Annotated in this window: 1 protein-coding gene and 1 pseudogene; one reads left to right on the forward strand and one right to left on the reverse strand. The window is 58.9% G+C overall.

Annotated elements, in window-relative coordinates:
• Positions 1–615 precede the first annotated feature (615 nt).
• Entirely contained in the window at positions 616–741 is a 126-nt protein-coding gene (locus tag AW06_RS21415; protein ID WP_273704933.1) for a hypothetical protein, read from the reverse strand.
• Between AW06_RS21415 and AW06_RS19495 the strand changes: the two are divergent.
• Positions 740–1,234, forward strand: a pseudogene (locus AW06_RS19495) (IS21 family transposase); the annotation flags it as partial. The gene AW06_RS21415 and the pseudogene AW06_RS19495 sit on opposite strands and share 2 nt — an antisense overlap.

The raw sequence follows: 1,234 nt of genomic DNA on the forward strand, positions 1-1,234 counted from the left end.
GCCGTGCGGATGGAAGGAATTCAAGGGCCTCCTTAATAAGGACGGGTCGGCTAATGGGTGACCCCGACACGGTATACGAGAACGTCAAGCCGAACCCCGATGATCGGGTCAGACTGATGCTCACGCCACGCGAACGGCTCGATCGCTTGGCGGCCCTGATCCCGCCGCCATACCGGCATCGGCCCCGCACCTTCGGGGTGCTGGCACCCAATGCCCTGCGTGCGGCTGCGAAATCATCTCCTTCCTCATTAGGCATCGGTGGTACGCGAGATCATCGTGTACCTGGAGGAGCCAATGTCCACGAAGTGTATGGCGCCTGCCCGGGACCCGCTGCTGGGGGAAAGGGCCGATGCTGGGCAAAGCGAGAGCGACCCACAAGATTAGCCGACGTCAGACGACAAATTCGATCAGCGCATCAACCAGCAATGGTCGCAAAAGGACGACTCAATCAGGCTTGTCGGGAACCGCTTGCGCCATCATCGAGCTCCGATTCTGGCATGGTTTTCACTCTCCATGTTGGCATGCTCTCCCCAAATCACGACTGACGACCGGAATACTTGCGTGCGTATTTCACGCCATCGTGACCGGTGATTTCAGGAAAGCGTGACCGGCGTTTCACGAGAGCGTAACCGCAATTTCACGCTGATCGTGACCGATCGACGGGATGCTGTATGGATAGTCGAGGGTATCCTCGCTGCCTTTTTGGAAGCGAGCGAGCATGTCCCAGGAGAGACTATCCATGCGCAAGATTCGAGATGTACTGCGATACCGTTATACGACTGATCTGAGCCTCGAGGCGATCGCCCGGGCGCTAAAGATCTCCAAAGGCGTAGTTGCCAAGTACCTGCGGCTGTCCGAGGCGGCGAGTATGGGTTGGCCGCTGCCGGAAGATTACGACGATTTGGCCTTGGCGCGGTTGCTGTATCGGCAAGCGAAAGCACGTTCATCGTCGTTCATCGAGCCCGATTATGCGCGCGTTCATCAGGAACTCAAGAAGAAGGGCGTGACGCTTGCGCTGCTCCGGGAAGAGTACCGGCAAGCGACGAGAGAGCGGGGTGACCAATACACGGCATTCTGCACCCGCTATCGCGCTTGGGCCGGGAAGCTCAAGCGCTCAATGCGGCAGATTCATCGCGCCGGCGAGAATCTCTTCGCCGATTACGCGGGGCCTACCGTGCCGATCATCGACGGCCAAACGGGCGAAATTCGACCGTCTAGCAGCCTGTCGGCCTTT

It is taken from the genome of Candidatus Accumulibacter cognatus (assembly GCF_000584975.1).
Classification (GTDB): domain Bacteria; phylum Pseudomonadota; class Gammaproteobacteria; order Burkholderiales; family Rhodocyclaceae; genus Accumulibacter; species Accumulibacter cognatus.